The 23,130-nt window shown below is 64.6% G+C and carries 17 protein-coding genes; 8 read left to right on the top strand and 9 right to left on the bottom strand.

The window, feature by feature from the left end; genetic code table 11:
- Positions 1 to 7: 7 nt before the first annotated feature.
- The 8 genes from J7S20_RS09880 to J7S20_RS09845 are packed head-to-tail and all read right to left on the bottom strand — an operon-like array spanning position 8 to position 7,743.
- Entirely contained in the window at positions 8 to 736 is a 729-nt protein-coding gene (locus J7S20_RS09880; RefSeq protein WP_284054072.1) for an SDR family oxidoreductase, read from the bottom strand.
- Positions 733 to 1,938, bottom strand: a complete 1,206-nt coding sequence (locus J7S20_RS09875) for a UxaA family hydrolase (RefSeq protein ID WP_284054071.1) — start codon at positions 1,936 to 1,938, stop codon at positions 733 to 735. The genes J7S20_RS09880 and J7S20_RS09875 overlap by 4 nt, the downstream gene beginning before the upstream one ends.
- Positions 1,935 to 2,234 (bottom strand): UxaA family hydrolase, encoded by a 300-nt coding sequence (locus tag J7S20_RS09870; protein WP_284054070.1) that lies wholly within the window; start codon positions 2,232 to 2,234, stop codon positions 1,935 to 1,937. The genes J7S20_RS09875 and J7S20_RS09870 overlap by 4 nt, the downstream gene beginning before the upstream one ends.
- On the bottom strand, positions 2,231 to 3,214 hold the full coding sequence (locus tag J7S20_RS09865) for an aldo/keto reductase (protein WP_284054069.1): 984 nt from the start codon (positions 3,212 to 3,214) through the stop codon (positions 2,231 to 2,233). The genes J7S20_RS09870 and J7S20_RS09865 overlap by 4 nt, the downstream gene beginning before the upstream one ends.
- Entirely contained in the window at positions 3,211 to 4,014 is an 804-nt protein-coding gene (locus tag J7S20_RS09860) for an amidohydrolase family protein (protein ID WP_284054068.1), read from the bottom strand. The genes J7S20_RS09865 and J7S20_RS09860 overlap by 4 nt, the downstream gene beginning before the upstream one ends.
- On the bottom strand, positions 4,011 to 5,279 hold the full coding sequence (gene fucP / locus J7S20_RS09855; protein ID WP_284054067.1) for an L-fucose:H+ symporter permease: 1,269 nt from the start codon (positions 5,277 to 5,279) through the stop codon (positions 4,011 to 4,013). Before fucP ends, J7S20_RS09860 begins: the two co-directional genes overlap by 4 nt.
- The gene (locus J7S20_RS09850) at positions 5,276 to 6,907 is read right to left on the bottom strand and encodes an alpha-L-fucosidase (RefSeq protein WP_284054066.1); all 1,632 of its coding nucleotides are present in this window, start codon (positions 6,905 to 6,907) and stop codon (positions 5,276 to 5,278) included. Before J7S20_RS09850 ends, fucP begins: the two co-directional genes overlap by 4 nt.
- Complete coding sequence (locus tag J7S20_RS09845; protein ID WP_430980931.1) at positions 6,907 to 7,743, bottom strand: SGNH/GDSL hydrolase family protein; 837 nt, start codon at positions 7,741 to 7,743, stop codon at positions 6,907 to 6,909. The genes J7S20_RS09850 and J7S20_RS09845 overlap by 1 nt, the downstream gene beginning before the upstream one ends.
- Positions 7,744 to 8,052: 309 nt before the next feature.
- On the opposite strand from J7S20_RS09845, the gene J7S20_RS09840 reads away from it, so the two are divergent.
- From J7S20_RS09840 to J7S20_RS09805, 8 genes are all read left to right on the top strand, one after another.
- On the top strand, positions 8,053 to 9,981 hold the full coding sequence (locus J7S20_RS09840; protein ID WP_284054065.1) for a hypothetical protein: 1,929 nt from the start codon (positions 8,053 to 8,055) through the stop codon (positions 9,979 to 9,981).
- A 113-nt stretch (positions 9,982 to 10,094) separates the two neighbouring features.
- Positions 10,095 to 13,175 (top strand): TonB-dependent receptor, encoded by a 3,081-nt coding sequence (locus J7S20_RS09835; RefSeq protein WP_284054064.1) that lies wholly within the window; start codon positions 10,095 to 10,097, stop codon positions 13,173 to 13,175.
- A 35-nt stretch (positions 13,176 to 13,210) separates the two neighbouring features.
- Positions 13,211 to 14,776 (top strand): tryptophan halogenase family protein, encoded by a 1,566-nt coding sequence (locus J7S20_RS09830; protein WP_284054063.1) that lies wholly within the window; start codon positions 13,211 to 13,213, stop codon positions 14,774 to 14,776.
- The gene (locus tag J7S20_RS09825; RefSeq protein WP_284054062.1) at positions 14,773 to 16,296 is read left to right on the top strand and encodes a tryptophan halogenase family protein; all 1,524 of its coding nucleotides are present in this window, start codon (positions 14,773 to 14,775) and stop codon (positions 16,294 to 16,296) included. The genes J7S20_RS09830 and J7S20_RS09825 overlap by 4 nt, the downstream gene beginning before the upstream one ends.
- An 11-nt stretch (positions 16,297 to 16,307) precedes the next feature.
- The gene (locus J7S20_RS09820; protein ID WP_284054061.1) at positions 16,308 to 16,943 is read left to right on the top strand and encodes a hypothetical protein; all 636 of its coding nucleotides are present in this window, start codon (positions 16,308 to 16,310) and stop codon (positions 16,941 to 16,943) included.
- Positions 16,940 to 17,755 (top strand): GDSL-type esterase/lipase family protein, encoded by an 816-nt coding sequence (locus J7S20_RS09815; protein WP_284054060.1) that lies wholly within the window; start codon positions 16,940 to 16,942, stop codon positions 17,753 to 17,755. The genes J7S20_RS09820 and J7S20_RS09815 overlap by 4 nt, the downstream gene beginning before the upstream one ends.
- 229 nt (positions 17,756 to 17,984) lie before the next feature.
- Positions 17,985 to 19,580, top strand: coding sequence for a DUF5597 domain-containing protein (locus J7S20_RS09810; RefSeq protein ID WP_284054568.1), 1,596 nt, complete (start codon positions 17,985 to 17,987; stop codon positions 19,578 to 19,580).
- Between the two features lie 47 nt (positions 19,581 to 19,627).
- Positions 19,628 to 22,516 carry a TIM-barrel domain-containing protein gene (locus J7S20_RS09805; protein WP_284054059.1) on the top strand — a complete coding sequence of 963 codons (2,889 nt, stop codon included), beginning with the start codon at positions 19,628 to 19,630 and terminating at the stop codon, positions 22,514 to 22,516.
- 492 nt (positions 22,517 to 23,008) lie between these two features.
- Here J7S20_RS09805 and J7S20_RS09800 read toward each other — a convergent pair.
- On the bottom strand, positions 23,009 to 23,130 hold a 122-nt coding region (locus J7S20_RS09800; protein ID WP_284054567.1), incomplete at its 5' end, for an IS3 family transposase.

The raw sequence follows: 23,130 nt of genomic DNA, 5'->3' as shown, positions 1-23,130 counted from the left end.
AATCTCCTCAATTGATCCAGCCGCCGTCGACGATGTGCGTCTGCCCGGTGGTGAAGGCAGCTTCATCGCTGGCGAGATAGCTTGCAAGTGCTGCGATTTCCTCCGGACGACCGAGCCGGCCCATCGGCTGGCGCGCGACGAACTCGCGCTGCGCCGCTTCGTAATCGCCGGTGTCGCGCAGTCGCTGTTGCAGCGACGGTGAATCGACCGTGCCCGGGCAAATCGCATTGCAGCGAACGCCGCGCCCGACGAAATCGGCGGCGACCGACTTGGTAAGGCCGATCACCGCGGCCTTGGTCGCGCCATAGGCGAAGCGATTGGGGATGCCCTTGATCGAGCTTGCGATCGACGAGACGTTGACGATCGACCCGCCGCCGGCATCGAGCATGCCCGGAAGCCACGCACGGACGGTGCGGTACATCGCGGTCACGTTGAGGTCGTTTGAAAACGCCCAGGCATCCTCGTCGCAATCGAGGATCGTGCCGCTGTGCACGAAGCCCGCGCAATTGACGAGAATGTCGACGCGACCGGTTTCGGTGGCCAGCGCGGCGATCGCATCGCGGTCGCGGACATCGAGCGCATGGGTTTCGCACGCCAGCCCGTTGAGCTTGGCAGCGTCGATATCGGTTGCGGTCACGCTCGCACCCTCGTCCACGAACCGTTCGGCGATGGCGCGGCCGATGCCCTGGCCCGCAGCCGTCACCAGCGCGCGCTTTCCGGCGAGCCGTCTGCTCATGCCGCGCCCGCGCGGGTCGGCAGACAGCCCGGCCCGATCGGCTCGAAGCTCTTGTAGGTCAGAATGAACTCCTGATGGCCGAGCGCTTCGGACACGCTGTGCTCGCCCTTGGCCACGGCCAGCGTGCGGTTATAGATCTCGGTACCGACGTCTTCGATGGTCGCCGCGTCCTCGAGGATGCGGCCGGCATCGATATCCATGTCGGCGGCGAGCCGGCGCGCGGTTTCCGGGTTCGCGCAGATCTTGATGACCGGCGAAATCGCGGAGCCCACGACCGATCCGCGCCCGGTCGTGAACAGGATGATATGCGCGCCGCACGCGATCAGCTCGACGATCTCCGCATTGTCGGAGATATTGGGAAAGCCGAAACGCGGTTCGCCGTCGGGGACGACATCGAGCAGATAGAGCCCGCCCGCCGGCGGCACGTCGCCGGGCTTGACGATGCCGGAGATGGGCGAGCTTCCCGACTTGGAATAGGCGCCCATCGACTTTTCTTCCTGCGTGGTCAGGCCGCCCTCGGCATTGCCGGCGGCGAAACTGCCGAAGCCCATGACGGTGTAGTAGCGCTCTGCCTTGGCAACCGATTCCTTGAGCGCTTCGCCGAGTTCGGGCGTCACCGCGCGGTCGGCCATGATCGCCTCGCAGCCGACGAGTTCGCCGGTTTCCTCGAACAGGCAGGTGGCGCCTTCGCCGACCAGCCGGTCGAACGCGCGGCCGACCGCGGGATTTGCGGTGATGCCGCTGGTCCCGTCGGAGCCTCCGCACACGGTGCCGATGACCAGCTCGTCGACCGCCATTTCGGTGCGCTCGGCACGATCGGCTTCGGCGCGGACGCGCTCGACTGCCTCGATGCCCTCGGCAATCGTCGCGGCGGTGCCACCGACTTCCTGGATGACCAGCGTCTCGACCGGGCGCCCGCTTTCGCGCACCGCCTTGGCGAGCCCGGCGCGGTTGAAGCTCTCGCAGCCCAGCGACACGATTACCATTCCGCCGAGATTGGGGTGGGTGGCGATGGCGCGCATCACCTTGTCGGCATAGGCATTGGGGTAGCAGCCGGGAAAGCCGATCAGCTGCACGTCGGGCGCGCCGATCCGGTCGACGATGCGCCGCGCGACATGGTGCGCACATTCGACGAGATAGCAGACGGCGACGACGTTGCGGATGCCCTTGCGGCCGTCCTTGCGTTGCCAGGCGGGTATCATGAGCTTGTCCTTTGCTCGACCGCATCGCGCGTGGTGCTCGCGATATAGTCACTCTTCATATTGTGGAGATGGACCCAGGCGCCGGGCGCAGCGGCCTGCGTCATCGACCCGATCGGGGCGCCGTATTTCAGGACCTTGTCGCCAGGCTCGAGCGCGCGTCTCGCGATCTTGTGACCGACCCCGATCGCGGCATCGACGGTCAGGCTCGTGTCGTCGACGACCAACGTGTCGCCGGGCTTCACCGCGGCGGTGATGACGAGGATATTGTCCTCCGGATGGAGCAGGATCGCGCTCATGCGGCGGATTCTCTGCGTGGCAAGGATGGTGACGGCAGCGCGTCCCAGAAGCGTTCGGGGATGGTTTCCTCCTGAAAGGCGAGGGTGGCGTCGACCTGATCGCGGCCGACGAGCCCCGGAATGACGCTCGCAACGGGTGCGGCGCGCAGCGGGAACTGGAGCGCAGCCGCACCGATCCGGATGTCGTGTTCGTCGCAGAGCCCTTCGAGCCGGTGGACGCGGTCGATCACCCAGTCGGGCGGCGCGGCATAATCATAATGCGATTGCGCGGCGCGGGCGCTGCCCTCGATCAGCACGCCGCTGTTGAACGGGCCGCCGACGATCAGGCGGGTACCGGTCGCGGCGCAGCGATCGAGCAGCGGAAGCGCCGCATCGGGTTCGAGCAGCGTGTAGCGGCCGGCGAGCAGGATAACGTCGAGCGGCACCTCGTCGAGCAGCTCGAGGCAGACGGTGATTTCGTTGACGCCGATCCCGATCGCACCGACCGCGCCTTCGTCGCGCAGCCGCGCCATCGCCGGATAGCCGCTGTCGAGGAAGGTCCGCAGGTGCGCTGCGCTCGCTTCGCCATGCGTCAGCGTGCCGAGATCGTGCGCGAGGAGCAGGTCGACGCGGTCGCGCATCAGCCGCGCGAGGCTTTCGCCGTGACTGCGCCGGACCGCATCGCCCGAATAGTCGAAGCGCGGCTCGAAGCCGGCGGCCTCGACGAAGCCGTGCCGCTCTCGCGCCGTGCTGTCGGTCGGGTCGAGCAGCCGCCCGACCTTCGTCGAGACGATTGCCTCGCCGTCGGGATCGCACTGCTTCAGCGCTTCGCCCAGACGGCGCTCGGCAAGCCCGAAGCCGTAATGCGGGGCGACGTCGAAGAAGCGGACTCCGCGATCATATGCGTGGACGACGGTGTCGATGGCGACCTCGTCCGCGACGGCGCGGTAGAGGTTGCCGATTCCCGCGCAGCCCATGCCGAGAGAGGGAATATCGATCATCGCGCCAGTCCGTAGATTTGGCGGGCGTTGCCGCCGAAGACCGCGTTCTGGTGCGCGGTGGGGACGAGCGCGCGTGCTTGGTCGAGCCAGCCGGCATACGTCCCCGCAAGTGTCAGCACCGGCCAGTCGCTGCCCCAGATCAGCCGGTCCGCACCGAAAGCGTCCCAGAGCAGGGTAAAGACCGGCGCGACGGCTTCGCCCGGCTGTCCGGGGGCGAGCTCGGTCAGCAGCCCTGACAGCTTGCACGCCACATTCGGACATCGCGCGATGCTGCGCATGGCCTCGTTCCACGCCGCGAGGTCGCCCGCCGGATCGGGCTTGGCACCGTGATCGATGACGATACGGAGCTGCGGATGGCGGCGCGCGAGGCGTTCGAGCGACGCGAGATGCTGCGGGCGGACCAGTGCGTCGAGCACGATCCCGCGCGATGCCATGGCTGCAAAACCGGCGTCGAGTTCCGGCCGGTCGTACCAGTCGGCTTCGCGGTCCTGCACCATCGGTCGCAGCCCGCGTAGCGCGTTTTCCGCGGCGAGCGATTCCACGGCGTGGGCATCGCCGATATCGGTCCAGCCGACGACGCCGGCGACCATGTGGTGCCCGGCGGCCTGGTCGAGCAGCCACTCGGTATCGGCGGCGGCTTCCTGGCTCTGCACCAGCAGGATATCGTCGATGCCGTTCGCGCGCGCCTCGGCCAGGGCGTCGTCGACGGCGAAGTCGCGGTGGATGCCGGGCAGGCTGGCATCGGGCCAGGTGCAGCCGTTACGGCCGAGCTGCCAGACATGGACATGCGCGTCGATCATGTCCGGCGCCTCGCCTTGACCACGCCGAACAGCAACACGACCGCGAAGCAGGCGGCGGGCACCAGCATCGCGAAGACGATCGAGCCGCTGGTGTCGGAGACATAGCCCATCAGCGCCGGGAACACCGCGCCGCCGATGATCGCCATGACGAGCAGCGCCGATGCCGGCTTGGTCTGCGGCCCCAGACCGCGCACCGATTCAGCGAAGATCGTCGGGTACATGATCGACATGAAGAAGCTGCTCGCGACGAGCGCTCCGACGCCGGTCATGCCGTGGACGAAGGTCGCGAACACGCAGAGCGCGCATCCGATCGCGGCGAAAGCGCGCAGCAGGCCGAGCGCAGGCAGCCGCGCCATCAGTGCCGATCCGGCGAACCGCCCGATCATGAACAGGACAAGCGACAGCGTCAGATAGTGCGCGCCGGTCTGGTCGCTCGTGTTCGCGGCGTCGTGGGCGTAGCGGATCAGGAAACTCCATACGCCGACCTGCGCGCCGACATAGAAGAATTGCGCTGCGACACCGAGGAGGAAGGGCGGGCGTTTGAGGAGCTGGATGAAGTCGGATGCGGCGCCGACATCGTCTTCGACGTCGGTCGCGGTGGCGATAGCGGGGAAGGGTGTGACGCGGATCAGGATCGCCCATGCGATCACACCGACCCCAATGAACAGATAGGGGAGCTGGACCGCCGCCGCCTCGCTGGCGCGCCACGCGGCGAGTGCGCCCTCGGGCATGCGCGCCAGCTCGTCGGCGCCGTGATCGACGCCGGCAAGGATGAACTGGCTGCCGATGAGCACGCCGACGATCGAGCCGAGCGGGTTGAACGCCTGGGCGAGGTTGAGCCGCTGCGACGCGCTGTCTTCGGGCCCGAGCCGTGCGATCAGCGGATTGGCCGAGGTTTCCAGAAAAGCCAGGCCGCTGGCGATGACGAACAGCGCGCCGAGAAAGAAGGGATAGCTCTGCGCGCTCGCCGCCGGCCAGAACAGCAGCGCACCGAGCCCGTAGAGGCAGAGGCCGAGGATGACGGCGGCGCGGTATCCCTGTTTGCGCATGAACAGCGCGGCAGGAATGGCGAGGCAGAAATAGCCGAGATAGAAGGCCGACTGGACGAGCCCGGCCTGCAGGTCGGACAGCGTGAACAGCTTCTTGAAATGCGCGATCAGCACGTCGTTGAGGTTGTTCGCGACGCCCCACAGGAAAAACAGCGCGACGATGAGCACGAATGGCGCGATCCGCCGCTGGGCGACCATCTGTGCTTGCGCGTTCATGCCGTCAGGCCCCGGCCGTCGATCCGCAGGACGGGTACGAAGCCGCCATGCGTACTGGCGGGGAGCGTGACATGGAGCGCCTCGCCATCGCGGCGGTGACGGACCGGTCCTCCGCCGAGCAGCGTTACCCGGGCGATGTTCGCGTCGCTCGCGCGCGTGCCTAGAGCGCGGATCGGCACTTCGCCGTCGGGCCAGCCGAGCAGGATCGCGTAGAGCGTTTCGCCCTTGGTCGTGAAGCGGATGTCGTGCGGGGTGAAGGCGCCCTGCGCGCTTTCGTTCTGCATCCCCGCCTTCAATTCGGTCGGGCCTTCGCCATAGACGCGCCACGGCCGCGAGGCGAAGATCGCCTCGTCATTGATCGCCATCCACTCCGCCATCGCGTCGAGGATCTTCTCCTCGTCGCTGTCGATCGTGCCGTCGCCGCGTTGGGGGATCGAGAGCAGCAGGTTGCCGTTCTTCGACACGACGTCGGCAAGCCGCTGAATGACCTGTTCGGCACTCTTGTAGCTGTGATCGCGGTACCGTGCGGCATTGTAGAACCAGTCGCCGATACACGTTCCCGTCTGCCATGGCGCGTCGCGACCCGTATCGATGAAGCCGCGCTCGACATCGTCGACGATGCCGAGCCGCTGCCACGGTTCGAGCTTCTTGATATTGGCGACGACCTCGATGTCGCCGTGCCAGCCGATCGAGCGGTTGTAATAATCGGCGATCGCTTCCATTCCCGCGCTGCCGAACGGCACGCCGTGATCGTCGAAATAGCAGAGGTCGGGCCGATATTTTTCGATCAGGTCGATCTGCCTCTTGAGCCACTGCGTGACATAGCCGGGATCACCGGCCGGGCCATGCTCCATCCATTGCCCGTCATGCGCGTCGTGCCAGGCGTTCATCGCATCGATCGTGTCGATGCCGTCGGGCGCGACCATGTGGCGGCCGGTATAAAGCTTCTGCGGATCGAGCCCGTCCCACCATTTGCCCGCACCATCGGCGGCGGTCAGGCGATAGGCGTCGTAGCGTTCGCCCGCGCGTGGGCCGACGGGATCATAGGCATAGGCGGTCTGGAACCAGTGCCAGGCGTGCGAGCTGTGGTTCGACACGCCGAAGCGCAGGCCCGCCTCGCGCGCCGCCTTCGCCCAGGTGCCGACGACGTCGCGCTTGGGCCCGACACGCGTCGCGTTCCAGGCGTGGTGCGCGCTGTCCCAGCAATCGAGATTGTCGTGATGACAGGCGAGCGAGACGAAATATTTGGCGCCGGCCTTCTTGTACCGCGCGATCAGCGCGTCGGGGTCCCATTTGTCGGCGGTCCAGCGGTGCTGGATGTCGATCATCCCGGTATCGGCGGGGTGGCCGTACGTCTTCAGGTGATGCTCGTACATCGGGTGGCCCTGCATGTACATGAAGCGGCCATACCAATCGCCCTGTTCGGGCACCGACTGCGGGCCCCAATGCGCCCACAGGCCGAGCTTGGCGTCGCGGAACCAGTCGGGGAAACGATACTGGTCGATGAACGAGCCCCAGTTCGGCTGCACCGGGCCGGCAGCGATGCCGCCTGCCCCCCGGGCAAGCGCGCCGGATGCCGGACCCAAGGCCGCCATGCCGGCGAGGAGCGAGCGCCGATCGACGCGCATCAATCGCCCAGCGTCCGGCGGATCGCCGCGAGCGTCAGCGGGCGCATCACGGCATAGCCCTTGGCGGTGGGGTGGACGCCGTCGCTCGACAGCCCCTCCTTCATCGCACCGTCAGGCGTCGCCATCGCCGAAAAATAATCGACATAGGTGAAGCCGTTTTCGGCGGCGTAGCTTTTCAGCCACTCGTTCATCGCGCGGATAACGGGCACCGGCTGCTTGTCCTTCGCCCAGGGAAAGGTGCCCGCCGGCGGGATCGAGGCGAGGATCACCTTGATGCCGTGCGCCTGGGCGAGCTCGGCCATGCTGCGGATATGGCCCTTCAGCGTGTCGAGCGTCTCGGCACCGGTATTGCCGGCGATGTCGTTGGTGCCGGTCATGATGTGGACCGCCTGCGGGTGCAGGTCGATCACGTCCTGGCGAAAGCGTACGAGCATCTGCGGCGTCGTCTGTCCGCTGATGCCGCGATCGACGCGGCCGTCCTCGAACATGTGCGGTGCGAGATTGATCCAGTTGTCGGTGATCGAGTCGCCCATGAACACGACGCGCACCGGCGCTTGCGACTTCGCAAGCTCGGCATTTGCATCGCGATAGCGACAGAGCTGCCCGAAATCGCGCGTGAGCATGTGGAGATTCCACATCTGCCAGCCGCCGCCATTCTCTGGCGATTCATGGCCCGGGCAGGGGTCGGCGACGATCCCCGACGGATCGTCGGCATGCGGATCACCCGGAATCCGGGTCTGCGCCGACGCGCTGCCGCTCGCGAGGAGCATCGCGGCAAGGGCGAGCGTCGCGCCATGCCTGCGAACGAAAAAACCAATGTCGGTTCGCGCCTTCATACTGAACCCCTCCTGGACCCGGCGGTGCATCACGACACTCTATTTGAAAACCGAGTTCGAATATAAAACAAGCCTTTTGTAGCGCCGCCATTTCGGCTTGTCGATGGATAGCAGCGCGGGGCCTTCGAGCGAAGAAGACCCGCGGGTTCGGCGTATTCGTCGGCACCGATTATCGCTTGCAGTGCAAGCCCCGACCACAAACTCGATTGATTTACGAGTAAAAAGATCGTTCACTGGTGGCGATAGCCGGATTCCGACAGGCTGACTCGAATGATCTTGCGCCGTCGGGACGATCAAAAGGGGGACTGGATGCGGAAAGCATGTCTGGCGGCGTGTGCGCTGGCGATTACGGGGCTGGCGACGGTGCCAGCCGATGCGAGGACGATGGTGGCGCCGGACGCCGCGACCGTGCCGTCGCACTATCAGAATTTTCGCGCCGCGATCTACATCGCGGTCAACGATGCCCGGGCGCTGGCCGATCGTGCCACCTTCGACCGCCAATACGCACGTGCGGCGTCGCAGCTCCATTTCGACAAGGTCTATATCGAGGCCTATCGCGACCATAACTTCGCGACCGATGCCGAGCTCGAGCGCGTCAAATCCTATTTCCGCGAAAAGGGCGTTGCAGTGGCGGGCGGCGTTACGCTCGCGGCGGGGGGCAAGAACGGCCAGTTCGGCACGTTCGATTACGAGCTTCCCGAAGACCGCGCCGAATGCGAGCGCGCGGTGCGGCTTGCGGCGAAGCATTTCGACGAGGTGATCCTCGACGACTTCTTCTTCTACACGAGCAAGAGCGATGCGGATATCGCGGCAAAGGGCAAGCGGAGCTGGACGCAATATCGGCTAGACACCATGCGCGACGTTGCCCGCAACCTGGTGCTCAAGCCGGCGAAGGCGGTGAACCCCAATGTCCGGATGATCATCAAATACCCGAACTGGTACGAGCATTTTCAGGGTCTCGGCTACGACCTCGACCAGGAAGCGAAGGCGTTCGACGGCATCTACACCGGAACCGAGACGCGCGATCCGACGCTGACCGACCAGCTGCTCCAGGAATATGAGAGCTACGAGATCATCCGCTATTATGACAATATTCGCCCGGGCGCGAACGGTGGCGGCTGGGTCGATACGTTCAGCACGCGCTTCATCGACCGTTATGCCGAGCAGCTCTGGGATACCTTGTTCGCCAAGGCGCCGGAGATAACATTGTTCAACTGGCATCCGATGTCGCAGCCGGAGGCGGTGGATAGCGGCGACCGGCCGTGGAAGAACGCGACGACGAGCTTCGACTGGGACCGCGAGCAATCGCGCTGGGCGGCCGCGCATCCCGGTACTCCCGCGGGCTGGGGCCGGGCGGCGGGATATGCGCTGGAGACGATCGATCCGATCCTCGGTGCGCTCGGCAAGCCGGTCGGGATCGCCAGCTACAAGCCTTATCAGTCGTCGGGCGAGGATTTCCTCCACAACTTTCTCGGCAATCTTGGCATCCCCGTCGAGCTGCAGCCGACCTATCCCACCGATGCGAAGACGGTGCTGCTGACCGAAGCGGCAGCGGCTGATTCCGATATCGTCGCGAAGATCGAAGCGTCGCTGCGCGGCGGCGCAGATGTCATCGTGACGTCGGGCCTCGTCGCCGCGCTGCACGACAAGGGCTTTGCCGATCTCGCCGAATGGACACCGACCGGCCGCATCGTGTCGGTGTCGCATTTCGTTCAGGGCTTCGGCGCCGGAAACGGCAAGTCGCTCGACGACGACGGTGCCGAGCCGTCATCGATGCTGATCCCCGAGACACGCTTCTACACCAACGACAGCTGGGCCACGATCCGCGCCGTCGCGGGCAAGAAGGGCTATCCGGTCCTGTTGATGAATCATTATTCGAAGGGAACGCTCTACATGCTGACCGTGCCCGAGAACCAGAGCGACCTGTACCGGCTGCCGCAGGCCGCGCTGACGCAGATCCGCTCGGTCGTCGGACGGCACAGTCCGGTCGTGATCGACGCGCCGGCGGGCGTTGCCCTGTTCACCTACGACAATGGCGCGATTGTCGTACAAAATTACAGCGATACCGCGGTCGATGTCGGGATCGGCGCGGAGGGCGCAACCCGGCTCGATGCGATCGGTGGCGCCGCCGCCCTCAAGCCTCAGGGAGAGATGACGGGGATGATGGGCGACACGCGTCCGGCCTTCGCAACGACGATCCCGCCGCACTCGTTCAAGGCATACCGCATCGCGCGCTAGGCCCAGACAGAGGCGAAACGAAAACAATTTCATATTTGAAACCGTGTTTCACGAGCGTTAATCCGACAAAAAACGACGATGCCAAAAAGGCGTCGAAAATGAAGGGGGAGGTGATGAAAGACACTTCACGTACGTGCTCTGTCCGCGATCTGAAGGTCGCGAAGTTCGGCCTTGTCGGCGCCTCGACGCTGGCCTTGGCCATGGTCCTCGCCAGTCCGGTATCGGCTCAGACCACCCAGGACGATGACACGACGGCCGACAATGGCCAGTCCGACCAGAGCGATCAGGCAACCGGCACGACTCCGGCGCACTCGGAGAATGATATCGTCGTGACCGGCATTCGCGCTTCGGTTCAGAGTGCGACCGAGCGCAAGCGCAATGCCGAGCAGGTCGTCGATTCGATCACCGCGCAGGACATCGGCGCGCTTCCAGACCGGTCGGTTTCCGAAGCGCTGCAGCGCGTCGCCGGTGTCACGCTCCAGCGCACCAACGAAGCGCGCGATCCGGCGCGCCTTTCGGCCGAGGGTGGCGGCGTCTTCATTCGCGGGCTTTCCTGGGTCCAGTCCGAAATCAACGGCCGCGACGTGTTTTCGGCGGTCAATGGCCGCGGGCTGAGCTTCGAGGATGTGTCGGCCAACCTGCTCGCCGGCGTCGACATCTACAAGAACCCCTCGGCTGCCGAGATCGAAGGTGGCATCGGCGGCCTCATCAATCTGCGCACGCGCAAGCCGTTCGACGCGCCGGGCCGCGTCATCGCGTTCGCGGGTGATTACAACTATGCCGACATGCGCCGCGAGGGTTTCTTCTCCGGCAGCCTGCTCGCATCCGACCGCTGGCAGACCGGGCTCGGCGAGATCGGCGTACTGCTGTCCTATTCGATCAACAATATCGGCAATCGCACCGACAGCATCAGCGCCGGACGCTTCCTGCCCGCGACATTGTCGCAGCCGCAGGACGGGCTGTCGGCGGGCGATACCGTCTATCTGCCGAACAGCATGGGGCTGCGGCGGATCGACTGGCAACAGCGCCGCACCGCGTTCGACGGATCGATCCAGTGGCGGCCGAGCGACACGTTGCAGTTCACCGCCGAAGCGTTCATCAGCAAGACCAATCCGCACGACCTCGAATATGCGCTCGGCGACTATGCATCGCCCGAGACGGACAACAGCACCTATACCTTCGGCGACCAGAACCAGGTCACGTCGGGCGTGATCGACAACCGTCAGCTCAACATCGACACGCGCGACGGCCAGTCGAACCGCAAAACGTCCGACTATTCGTTCAACATGAAGTGGGACCCCAACGAGCACTGGTCGTTCAACGCCGACGCTCAATATGTGAAGTCCAAGGCATCGACCGTCAGCATGACGGCATTTCTCGGTACCGATACGCCGGTTACCTTCGATTTCAATCTTGGTGGCGACACTCCCAAGATGGTTGTGACGCCGACCACCGGCTCGCAGGACGCTCTTGCCCAGAAGAACCTCTACTGGTGGGCCGCGGCGATGGACCATCTCGAGGATAACGACGCTTCCGAATGGGCTTATGCCGGCGACGCCGAATACAAATTTGATCCCGACTCGTTCCTGAAGTCGTTCCGCGCCGGCGTGCGCGCGACCGACAAGCACGCTGTCACACGCCAGACCGGCTACAACTGGTCGCTGCTCTCGGAGCAATATTGGGGTGCGACGGGCAACCCCGTGTATATCAATCAGACCGGATACGACGCGGCGCACCAGAATCCGGGGCTGCCCAACCAGTCGTCGTTCGTTCTCTACAGTAATTTCATGCGCAACTCGGTGGCACCGGTCGGTAGCTTCTGGTTCCCGTCGGCGGGTCTGGTCGGCAACGGCACCGACAACGCCTACAGCTATCTGCAGAATACCGAATCGGGCGGCTGGGGCTGGGTCCCGCTGAGCGACGACTATTCGCTTGCGGCACCTGCCGGCGACAATGTCAGCGGCGGCATCAACGATCAGCGCGAAAGGACGCTCGCGGGCTATGGCCTGCTTCGGTTCGAGGCAAATAACAGCCCGGTCGGCCATTTCGATGGCAATATCGGCGTTCGTATCGTGCGGACCCGCACGTCGGCCGAGGGATCGTCGATCCGGCTTGGTGCGCTGACCGCGCCGACCTGCACCCCCGGCACGCCGATCACCACCGGACCGCGTGCCGGCGGCGTCGTGACGCAGGCTGATTGCGCTCTAGTTCAGCAGGCGGTCAATTTCGCCAGCGGCGATATCGGCACGCGTGAGCTGAACACGAACGCGTCATATACAGACGTGTTACCCAGCCTGAACCTGCGCTTCTTCCTGCGGGACAATCTGTATTTGCGCTTCGCAGCGGCCCAGGCGATCAGTCGTCCGACCTTCGCGCAGCTCAACCCGTTCACCACGCTCGGCTTCTCGTTCGACAGCGCGACCGGCATCGCCAACGGCACCGGCGCCAATGGTCAGACCACGGCGTTCACGGGCACCGCGGGCAATCCTTATCTGAAGCCGATCCGGTCGAACCAGTTCGACGTGAGCCTCGAATATTATTTCGGGCGCGCGAACAGTCTGACGCTCGCCGGCTTTTACAAGGACATCAGCAACTACATCTTCGCCGGTATCGACCAACAGACCTATACCAGCGGGGGCGAGACGCTGACCTTCGACGTCACGCGCCAGACCAATGGTGCGCACGGCAAGATCAAGGGCCTCGAGCTCGCCTACACGCAGTTCTTCGACATGCTGCCCGGCGCGTTGAGCGGCCTCGGCTTCCAGGGCAACTTCACCTATGTCGACTCGTCGGGCGGGCGTAACACCGCTATCAACGTGTTCGACACCAATGCGGTGACGAATGCCGAGACGCCCGTGCTGCCGCTCGAGGGGCTGTCGAAATATTCGTACAACCTTGCCGGCATCTACGAGAAATACGGTGTGTCGGCGCGGCTCGCCTACAACTGGCGGTCGCACTATCTGCTGACCACCTCGGCGGCGAACATCAACTATCCGGTCTGGTCGGAAGCCTATGGCCAGCTCGATGGATCGATCCTCGTGTCGATGGACGAGCATGTGAAGGTCGGGCTGCAGGCGACCAACATCCTCAAGGCGCGGACCTATCTGGACGTCGGCGATCCCGACTTCCGGCCGCGCTACAGCTGGACCGACACCGACCGGCGTATCGCAGTGCTCTTGCGCGCCGTCTTCTGATCTCCTCTACTGCCATGGCCGTCGGCGCGACGACCATGGCACCTTTTTTGGGGATCGAGGCGCGCGGCAAAGGGGCGGGAGTTCGGATGCAGCAGTCGCCGATAGAACATATTGTCATCGCGGGCGGCGGCACCGCCGGCTGGATGGCGGCGGCGTTGCTGGCGCGGTTCCTGCCGCCGCCCGCCACCGCCATCACGCTCGTCGAATCCGAGGAGATCGGAACGATCGGCGTCGGTGAGGCGACCGTTCCGCTGATGTGCCAGTTCAACGGGGTACTCGGCCTCGATGAACCCGATTTCGTGGCGCAGACGCAGGGCACGTTCAAGCTGGGCATCGAGTTTCGCGACTGGGGGACGCCGGGCAACGTCCATTTCAACGGTTTCGGCGATTATGGCGACGCGATCGAGGGCGTCTCGCCGCATCACTATTGGCTGAAGCTGCGCAGTATGGGCGAGGCGGGGCCGATCGAGGACTGGTCGATGCCCTATGCGGCAGCGCGGCGGAACCGCTTCGCTCCGCCCGAGGCGATGGCCGCGCGCGGGGGCGAGGCGGCCTTCTACAAATATGCCTATCACTTCGATGCAGGTCTCTACGCGCGCTATCTGCGCCGCTATGCCGAAGCGCGCGGCGTGCGCCGGGTCGAAGGCCGGATCGAGCATGTCGATACCGACGAAGCCGGTAACGTCGCAGCGCTGCGCCTGAACGGCGACCGCATCGTCGACGGCGAGTTCTTCGTCGACTGCACCGGATTTCGCGCGCTGCTGCTCGGCGAAACGCTCGGCGTCGATTTCGTCGACTGGTCGAAATGGCTTCCGTGCGACCGTGCCGTGACGGTCGGTTCGGCGCGTCGCGATCCGCTCACGCCTTGTACCCGGTCGACGGCGAAATCGGCCGGATGGCAATGGCGCATTCCGCTCCAGCACCGGACCGGCAACGGGCATGTCTATGCCAGTGCCTTCATGAGCGACGACGAAGCGACCGAAACCTTGCTCGCCGGAGTCGACGGCGAACTGCTCGCCGAGCCGCGCACGGTTCGCTTCACTACCGGTCATCGCCGGCGCTTCTGGGAAGGCAATGTCGTTGCGCTGGGACTGGCTGCGGGATTCATGGAACCGCTCGAATCGACCGCGATCCAGCTCATCCAGACCGGGCTGGCGCGACTGGTCGAGCTGCTTCCCGACCGCGATCTCGATCCCGTCATCCGCGACGAATATAACCGCGTGACGGCGAATGAATATGCCCGCGTCCGCGACTTCCTGATCGCGCATTATTGTCGCAGCAGGCGCGACGAGCCGATGTGGCGGTACTGTGCCGCAATGGAGGTTCCGGACGAACTCGCGCACAAACTCGCGGTCTGGGAAGCTTGTGGCCGGGTCGCGCTTCTGACCGAGGAATCCTATCAGGAGCCGAGCTGGGCCTCGATTCTGCTCGGCAACGAGATATTGCCGCGACGCTGGGATCCGGTGGTCGACCAGATGGCGATCGACCGGCTTCGCGGGGGCCTCCACCAGCGCCGGGAGGCAATCGCGCGCGTCGCCGAGCGCATGCCCGATCATGCGGCGTTCGTGAATGCAGCGTGCAAGGCGCCGATGGCGGCATGAAGCATCCCGACGCCATCCGTTCGATCGTGATCGCCGGCGGCGGCAGCGCGGGCTGGATGGCCGCAGCCGCGCTGGCGCGTGCGCTTTCGGGAAGCGGCTGCACGATCACGCTCGTCGAATCCGAAGCGATCGGAACCGTCGGCGTGGGCGAGGCGACGATCCCGCCGATCCAGGCATTCAACCAGGTGCTCGGCATTGAGGAGCGCGCTTTCGTCAAGGCGACGCAGGCGACGTTCAAGCTCGGCATCGAGTTCGTCGACTGGCGGCGGCGCGAGCATCGCTATTTCCATCCCTTCGGCCGCTATGGCGACGATTTCGGGATGACTCCGTTCCACCAGCAATGGTTGCGCGCCCGCGCCGATGGCGACGCGACGCCGCTTTCCGCCTATTCGCTGACCGAGGCGGCAGCCTATCGCAATCGCTTCGACCGGCCCGCGAGTGACAAGCGTTCGGTGTTTTCGACGTTCAGCTATGCCTATCATTTCGACGCTACGCTCTACGCCCGGTTTTTGCGCGACCTTGCCGAAAAGCGCGGTGTGACGCGCATCGAGGGCAAGATCGAAACGGTCGATCGCGACGCCGAAAGCGGCAACGTCGCCGCGCTGACCCTCACTGACGGGCGGCGCATCTCGGGTGACCTGTTTCTCGACTGCACGGGTTTCCGGGGGGTGCTGATCGGCGACGCACTCGGCGTCGACCATCTTGACTGGAGCCGCTGGCTGCCGTGCAACCGGGCCATCGCGGTGCAGAGCGCGCGGCTCGATCCGCTTGCGCCCTATACACGCGCGACGGCGGATCGAGCCGGATGGCGCTGGCGCATTCCGCTGCAGCACCGCACCGGCAACGGCCATGTCTATTGCAGCGACTTTACGAACGACGGCGATGCCGAGGATGCGCTGATCGCGGGCCTCGACACGCCGGCCACCGGATTGCCCCGCCGTCTCCGCTTCACCACCGGGCGCCGCCGGGCGGCGTGGCATGGCAATGTGATCGCGCTCGGGCTGTCGGCGGGCTTTCTCGAGCCGCTCGAATCGACCAGCCTGCACCTGATCCAGACCGGCATCACGAAATTGCTGTCCTGGTTTCCCGACCGCAATTTCGATGACAAAGTGCGTGCCGAGTATAACCGGCAGGTCGCGCGCGAGTTCGACAGTGTGCGCGATTTCCTCGTGCTGCACTACCGCGCGACCGAGCGGGACGACACGCCGTTCTGGCGGCATTGCCGAACGATCGAAATGCCCGATACGCTCGCCGCCAAGGTGGAGATGTTCCGCGCCAATGGTCGGCTGGTTTCCAACCCCGGCGACTTGTTCCGCGACGATAGCTGGCTCGCGGTACTGCTCGGGCAGGGCATCGAGCCGCAAAGTCACGATCCGCTCGTCGCCGGCGTCGGCGTCGACGATGCGCGTAAGGTGCTCGTGGGCATGCGACGGATCATTGCCGAGACCGCCGAGGCGATGCCGCTCCACGCCGACTTCATCGCCAGCCGCTGTCCGAGCGACCGCTCGCTCGCCGCCTGAGGAGAAAGCCCATGTTCGCTTTGCTTGCCTTTGCCCTGTCCGCGCCAGCGGCCGCGCCGGTGCCGCAGTCGAGCGGCGTCGAGACGCCGATTTCCGGCGACGCTCAGGCGGGGCTCGTCTCGCGCACCGACAAGGGCGAGGTCCACCTGATCGTCGATCCCGTGCTCAACGATCATCGGCTGGTCCTGCGCGTGGTCGTCCTCAACCGCAGCGATGCGCCGCAGCCGCTCGGCCCGGCTTCGGTGCATGTCGATTCGGACAGGGGCGCGGTCGCGATCGCCACTGCGCAGGACCTGTCGGGCGGCGAGCGCAAACGCGGGCCGGGTGGCGGTTCGCGCCAGGCCTATGCCAACCCCGGATTGCCGACCAACGCAGCGGGGCAAAAAGACGTCACCGGTTTTACCGGGTCGATGGGGAGTGCGGTCGGCGGTGTTCCGAACGGCGAGATCGATCGCGCGCAATCGGACGATGCGGCACCGAATCCGGTCGTCGCGGCCTTGCTCAAGCCGACGACGCTCGCCCCCGGTGCGGCGGACGGCGGGCTGTTGCTGACCGAACCCCTCAAGCGCGGACGCTATAAGCGCGTGACCGTCACTGTCGATTTCGCAGGCGAGGCGCACCGGTTCACGGTGGACGTACCGCGGTGAAGTTCGCCGCGAAGGCGTTGGCCGCAGCCTGTCTTGCGATGCTCGTCCAGGCTCCCGTCTCGGCGCAGGAATCGACGTATCAAAGCTCGCCCGAACGGCGGACGATCGCCGATGCGAAGGATTGGGGACCGTGGCTCGGTCCGTTTCGCGAGAAACTCGTGCCGAGCCTGATGCGAGATTTCGGCGAACGCTACATCTATGCCGACCGCAACGCGGCGCTGCCTCCACCGGCTGAAGGAGGCCAGCGCGTCGTATTCCTTGGCGACTCGATCACCGACCGCTGGGACCTCGCGCGCTATTTTCCCGGCAAGTCCTATGTGAACCGCGGTATCGGCAGCCAGGTGACGGCGCAGATGATGCTGCGCTTCCATCCCGACGTCATCGACCTGCATCCTGATGCGGTGGTGATCATGGGCGGCATCAACGATCTTCAGGGCTTTCTCCAGCGGGAAAGCGTTGCGCAGATCGAAGCGCATTACGAAGCGATGGCAGAAATGGCGCGGGCGCACGGTATCGCCGTGGTGTTCGCCTCGGTCACGCCGGTCAGCGCCGACACGCCGGAATCGGCCAACGTGCTGAAGGAGCGCAGCCCGGCGAAGATCGACGAGCTCAACGCATGGCTTCGCGCCTATTGCGCCGCACATGGCTATGTCTTCGCCGATTACTGGACGGCGCTGGCCGATGATCGCGGACTGATGGCTCGCGGCCTCACACGTGACGGCATTCATCCGCTGGCGGCGGGTTATTCGAAGATGGCGCAGATCGCCTCGAACGCCATTGCCAGGGCTTTGCGCACCGCACCGGCGATCTGATGGCACACCGGACCTGCCAAGGCGCGCCGTGGAACCAGCTTCAGCCTGACCATATTTCAAATATGAGTATTGCATTCTCGAGTGAAATTCTCTTTGCTGCGCCCGAACCTGCCGCAAGGAGCAGGCGAGCGCCGCCGGAACCGGCAGCGACGAAACAGATGCCGCGAGGGTCGGCACAGGGGAGGACGTGGTGAGCAGGCAATTCAACGTACTGGCGGCTGCGGGGCTGATGCTGCTTGCGGTATCGCCGGCGTCCGCGCAGTCCGGCACGCCAGTCCCGCATATCGAAACGCGAGGCGGCCATCACGCGCTGATCGTCGACGGTGCGCCGTTCACGATGCTCGGCGGGCAGGTCAATAATTCGAGCAATTATGCGGTCGCGCTCCCCGATGTCTGGCCGGTGCTCGACCGCATCCACGCGAATACGGTCGAGGTGCCGGTCGCCTGGCAACAGGTCGAGCCCGAAGAGGGCAAGTTCGACTTTTCGTTCGTCCAGACGCTGCTTGATCAGGCGCGCGCGCATGACAAGCGCATCGTGCTGCTGTGGTTCGCAACGTGGAAGAATACCGCGCCGGGTTACACGCCCGATTGGGTGAAGCTCGACAACAGCCGCTTTCCGCGGATGAAGAAGCGTGACGGCAGCGATCATTATGCGCTGTCGCCGATGTTCCGCTCGACGCTGGAGGCCGACAAGCGCGCCTTTGTCCGGCTGATGACCTATCTGAAGGAGCATGACCCGCAGAACACGGTGATCATGGTCCAGCCCGAAAACGAGGTCGGCAGCTATGGCAGTCCGCGCGATTTCGGGGCGAAGGCGCAGAAGCTGTTCGACGGGCCGGTCCCGGCGGAATTGACCAAAGCGCTTGGCAAGAAGCCCGGTACGTGGAGCCAGGTCTTCGGCGATCAGGCCGACCGCGCGTTCAACACCTGGTACACCGCGCGCTACATCGGCGAGATCGCGGCGGCGGGCAAGGCGGTGAAGCCGCTGCCGATGTACGTCAATGCCGCGCTAGCCGATCCCTTCAAGGTGCCCGACCCGAGCGGCGTGTCGAGCGGCGGGCCGCAGCAGGACGTGCTCGACATCTGGAAGGCGGCGGCGCCCGCGATCGACCTCGGCGCGCCCGATATCTATGACCGCAAGAGCAAGGATGTGGAGGCCTATCTGAAGGCCTATGCCCGCCCCGACAATGCGCTGATGGTGCCCGAAATCGGCAATGCGGCAGAATATGCACGCTATTTCTGGCCGACGATGGGGCTGGGCGCGATCGGCTTTTCACCCTTCGGCATGGATGCCACGGGCTATTTCAACTACCCGCTCGGCGCGCGGAAGCTCGACGATGAAACGCTTGATGCGTTCGCGAGCAAATATGCAGCGTTCGAGCAGATCGGCCGGGTCTGGTCCAAGCTCGCCTTTACCCGTCCGACCTGGGGCGCGGCGAAGCCCGATGACGGCGCGGAGCGCTCTACCACCATGGGCGACTGGACGATCACTGCCCAATGGGGCCAGTGGCAGATGGGCGAGGCCGACTGGGATTTCCTGCCGCAAGAGCCGCCGCCCTGGGCCGACGAACCGGTGGGCGGCATGGTCGTCGCACAGCTTTCGCCCAACCAGTTTCTCGTCACCGGCGACCATGTCCGCGTGCGCTTCGGCACCGCCAAGGGCGGCCCGAAGCACGGCATGCTGGTGCGCGCCGAAGAGGGGCATTTCGACAAGGATGGGGTGTGGGTGATGGATCGCGTCTGGAACGGTGACCAGACCGACTACGGCCTCAACTTCATCGACCGGCCGGTATGGGTGAAGGTCACGATGGGCTCGTATCGCTGAACATAAGTCGCCGCCGCACGAACGCCGGCGGCCGAGGGGATGATCGAATGACGAAGGCAATGACGATTTCGCTGCTGGTCGCGGCAAGCGCGCTGACCCCGGTGGCGGCGCTCGCTCAGGACGCGGGCAGCTATACCCGTGTCGATGGCGGCGTAGCGGTGACGCCCGCGACCGGTGCGGCCAAGCGGGTCACGGTGACAGTGCATGGCGATGGTATTTTCCATGTGATCGCGGCGCCGGACGGTTTCACCGACGTGACGCGCGAGACCAGCCTGATGGTGCCGGAGCCGCCCAAGCCGGGCGACTATACGGTCGCCGAACGCGACGGACATGTTCAGATCAGGACCGCGCGCGATACCGCCGATATCGACCTTGGCACCGGCGAAGTGAATTTCCTGGGTGCCGACGGCAAGACGCTGCTCGACCAGGCGGGGCAGCCGGTCTTCACCCCCAAGACGATCGATGGCCACGGCTATGTCGCGGTGTCGCAGCAGTTCAACCGCGGCACCGACGAGGGGCTGTACGGCCTCGGCCAGCACCAGAACAGCCAGATGAACTATAATGGCGAGGACGTCGAACTCGCCCAGCACAATATGGACATCGCCGTTCCGTTCCTGGTGTCGACGCGCAATTACGGCATCCTGTGGGACAATGATTCGATCACGCGGTTCGGCAATCCGAAGCCGTACAGCTTCGTCGGCGACGGATCGCTGAAGGTGACGAGCGGCGGCAAGCCGGGTTTCACCGCGCAATATTATCTTGGCGACAAGCTGGCCGTGACGCGGCGCGAGCAGACGGTCGATTACCAGTATATCAGCGACCAGGACAAATGGCCTGCCGCGGCCAAGGCGAAGACCGTCGCCGCCGACAGCGGCCAGAACACGGCGGGCAACGCGGTGCAGACGCAGCGTGTCGTGTGGACCGGCGAACTGACCCCCGAAACCACCGGCACGCACAAATTCCGTCTCTACGGGTCGAGCTATTTCAAGGTGTTCATGGACGGAAACGAGGTGCTCAACCGCTGGCGCCAGAACTGGAACCCCTGGTACGCGAATTTCGAATATCCGATGACCGCGGGCAAGCCGGTCAAGGTGCGGATCGAATGGGAGCCGAACGCCGGGTACATCGCGTTCTTCCACAACAAGCCGATGGACAAGCCCGATCGCCACTCGGTCTGGTTTTCGAGCGATGTCGGTCGCGCGGTCAATTACTGGTTCGTGCCGGGCAAGGACATGGACGATGTGATCGCCGGTTATCGCAAGCTGACCGGCAAGGCAGTGATGCTGCCCAAATGGGCCTATGGTTTCTGGCAGTCGCGCCAGCGCTACGAAAATCAGGACCAGCTGGTCGACGTCGTCGAACAGTATCGCAAGCGGAACATCCCGCTCGATAACATCGTGCAGGACTGGTTCTACTGGCCGGAAAATGCCTGGGGCAGCCACGATTTCGACAAGAGTCGTTATCCCGATCCCAAGGGCATGATCGACAAGGTGCACGACCTGCACGCACACTTCATGATCTCGGTCTGGCCAAAATTCTATCCCACGACCGACAATTACAAGGAACTCGACGCCAAGGGATATACCTATCACGGCAATCTGAAGATGGGGAACAAGGACTGGGTCGGGCCGGGCTATGCCAATACCGATTACGATCCCTATGCCCCCGAGGCGCGGAAAATCTATTGGCGGCAGATCAAGGACAAGCTCGCGGTGCTGGGCGTTGATGCCTGGTGGATGGACGCGACCGAGCCCGACATCCACTCGAACCTGTCGATCGCCAACCGCATCAAGACGATGGGGCCGACCGCGATCGGGCCGGCGGCGGAATATTTCAACAGCTTCCCGCTCGTTCATGCCGAGGGTGTCCATGACGGCTGGCGCCGCTTCAAGCCCGATGTGCGCGGCTTCATCCTGACCCGCTCGGGCTTTGGCGGTATGCAGCGCGCGGGCGCCGCCGTCTGGTCGGGCGACGTGGCGAGCCGCTGGTATGATCTGCGCGCGCAGATTTCGGCGGGCGTGAACCTTTCGATGTCGGGCCTGCCCAACTGGACGCACGATATCGGCGGATTCGCGCTCGAGGACCGCTATTCGGCGAAGGAGCCCAAGCCCGCCGATCTCGACGAATGGCGTGAGCTCAACCTGCGCTGGTTCCAGTTCGGCGCGTTCAGCCCGCTGTTCCGCAGCCACGGCGAATATCCGCTGCGCGAAATCTACAATATCAGCCCCGAAGGCTCGGCAATGCGCAAGTCGATGGTCTGGTATGACGAGCTTCGCTACCGGCTGATGCCTTATATCTATACCCAGGCGGCCGACACCTGGCTCAATGACGGCAGCATCATGCGCGGGCTGGTGATGGACTTCCCGAACGACGCGAAGGCGCGCGATATCAATGACGAGTATCTGTTCGGTCGCGCGCTGCTCGTCGCGCCTGTGACCGAATACAAGGCGCGCTCGCGCGAGGTTTATCTGCCGCGTGCAAAGGGCGGCTGGTACGACTTCTATTCGGGCAGGCGCATCGCCGGCGGCGACAGGATCAACGCCGCAGCGCCCTATGGCCGCATCCCGCTGTTCGTTCGCGCGGGGTCGATCGTGCCGATGGGGCCGACCGAGCAATATACCGGGCAGAAGCCCGACGCGCCGGTAACGCTCAACATCTATACCGGCGCCGATGGCCAGTTCGCGCTGTACGAGGACGACGGCACCAGCGAAGGCTATCGCACCGGTCAGTACAGCCGCATTCCGATCCGCTACGACGACGCCACGGGCACGGTGACGATCGGTGCACGGATGGGCGAGGGGTATGACGGCATGCCCGCCGGGCGGACGTTCCGCATCCGCTGGATCACCCCGGGACGCGCGATCGATTTCGACGGCAAGACGGATGCGACGGTTGAATGGTCGGGCGAGGAGAAACTCGTCGAACGCCCACGCTGAGCACCCGGGCGCAAAGGCCCTGCTTCCGCTTATTCGTTGAGGACAAGCCCGAAACGCACCAAAATTCATCGTGAGCAAAGCGATGAGGCGTTCGACGGATCATGCTTCGCTTAGGTCAACGACCGAGCGGAGGCGGGGCGTCCGCCCGCCGTTCCGTTCCGATTATGAGCGGAGCGAGGCTTCAAAGCCACCGCGCTCGGCCGTTTCGACGCCGTAGAAAGCCTTGCCGCGGCATGCTTTGCTAATCGCACATTACCAAAATCAACTACTTACAACACAGATTGTTGTTGTTTGTTGGCGGACCTGCTGGGTGCGGGCTCGAACCATATTCTTGACCATCTGGAGGCGTGGAACAAGCTGTTGCAGCAGTCCAGCCTCGCCCGGATCACCCCCGAAAATGTCAATGAAAGGGAAGATGGGGACGCCCCGTGCGACCGCGCTTCCGTGGCCGTGCGGAGGCGTCGTAAGGCATAGTGAGTAGCCCCTAGTTTTCTAGACGCCTTCTGCTTTCAAAATCTGCTGCCGTTCGAACTGTGCGGGTGACAGCATCCCGTTCCTGACCTGCTTGCGGACCGGATTGTAGAACATCTCGATGTAATCGAATACGTCTTGTC

The organism is Stakelama marina, assembly GCF_018122655.1.
GTDB classification, from domain to species: Bacteria; Pseudomonadota; Alphaproteobacteria; order Sphingomonadales; family Sphingomonadaceae; genus Sphingomonas; species Sphingomonas marina.
This window is presented reverse-complemented; position numbering and strand designations above follow the sequence as displayed.

What these genes read in the sequence shown, in the direction of transcription:
- J7S20_RS09880 (WP_284054072.1), bottom strand. Translation starts at nt 736, where the DNA reads ATGAGCAGACGGCTCGCCGGAAAGCGCGCGCTGGTGACGGCTGCGGGC.
- J7S20_RS09875 (WP_284054071.1), bottom strand. Translation starts at nt 1,938, where the DNA reads ATGATACCCGCCTGGCAACGCAAGGACGGCCGCAAGGGCATCCGCAAC.
- J7S20_RS09870 (WP_284054070.1), bottom strand. Translation starts at nt 2,234, where the DNA reads ATGAGCGCGATCCTGCTCCATCCGGAGGACAATATCCTCGTCATCACC.
- J7S20_RS09865 (WP_284054069.1), bottom strand. Translation starts at nt 3,214, where the DNA reads ATGATCGATATTCCCTCTCTCGGCATGGGCTGCGCGGGAATCGGCAAC.
- J7S20_RS09860 (WP_284054068.1), bottom strand. Translation starts at nt 4,014, where the DNA reads ATGATCGACGCGCATGTCCATGTCTGGCAGCTCGGCCGTAACGGCTGC.
- fucP (WP_284054067.1), bottom strand. Translation starts at nt 5,279, where the DNA reads ATGAACGCGCAAGCACAGATGGTCGCCCAGCGGCGGATCGCGCCATTC.
- J7S20_RS09850 (WP_284054066.1), bottom strand. Translation starts at nt 6,907, where the DNA reads ATGCGCGTCGATCGGCGCTCGCTCCTCGCCGGCATGGCGGCCTTGGGT.
- J7S20_RS09845 (WP_430980931.1), bottom strand. Translation starts at nt 7,743, where the DNA reads ATGAAGGCGCGAACCGACATTGGTTTTTTCGTTCGCAGGCATGGCGCG.
- J7S20_RS09840 (WP_284054065.1), top strand. Translation starts at nt 8,053, where the DNA reads ATGCGGAAAGCATGTCTGGCGGCGTGTGCGCTGGCGATTACGGGGCTG.
- J7S20_RS09835 (WP_284054064.1), top strand. Translation starts at nt 10,095, where the DNA reads ATGAAAGACACTTCACGTACGTGCTCTGTCCGCGATCTGAAGGTCGCG.
- J7S20_RS09830 (WP_284054063.1), top strand. Translation starts at nt 13,211, where the DNA reads ATGGCACCTTTTTTGGGGATCGAGGCGCGCGGCAAAGGGGCGGGAGTT.
- J7S20_RS09825 (WP_284054062.1), top strand. Translation starts at nt 14,773, where the DNA reads ATGAAGCATCCCGACGCCATCCGTTCGATCGTGATCGCCGGCGGCGGC.
- J7S20_RS09820 (WP_284054061.1), top strand. Translation starts at nt 16,308, where the DNA reads ATGTTCGCTTTGCTTGCCTTTGCCCTGTCCGCGCCAGCGGCCGCGCCG.
- J7S20_RS09810 (WP_284054568.1), top strand. Translation starts at nt 17,985, where the DNA reads ATGCTGCTTGCGGTATCGCCGGCGTCCGCGCAGTCCGGCACGCCAGTC.
- J7S20_RS09805 (WP_284054059.1), top strand. Translation starts at nt 19,628, where the DNA reads ATGACGAAGGCAATGACGATTTCGCTGCTGGTCGCGGCAAGCGCGCTG.